Annotated in this window: 1 protein-coding gene; it reads right to left on the reverse strand. The window is 61.0% G+C overall.

Features of this window, described 5'->3' with window-relative positions; all coding sequences use genetic code 11:
- Positions 1 to 231: DUF4267 domain-containing protein (locus AF337_RS11130; protein ID WP_152970981.1), on the reverse strand; the 231-nt coding region annotated here is incomplete at both ends.

Genomic DNA, 231 nt, shown 5'->3' on the forward strand with positions numbered 1-231 from the left:
AGCCTTTCGCTGCGAGAACGAGCAGCATGTCGCCCGCAGGGATCATCGCTTCGATCAAAAGCACGATGCCGACCTCCCGTTGAGCGCCCCACACCATGAACGCCAGCACGAGTAATCCCGCGACGATATCGCGAACACCCTTGAGGCGGAGCCACCAAGCGACGTTTGGGCCATCTTCGGGAAGCGGCAGGCCGAAACTGCGCATCGTGGTCGTCGGGCTCGCAATATAGT

This window comes from Rhizobium ecuadorense (genome assembly GCF_001187535.1).
Classification (GTDB): Bacteria; Pseudomonadota; Alphaproteobacteria; order Rhizobiales; family Rhizobiaceae; genus Rhizobium; species Rhizobium ecuadorense.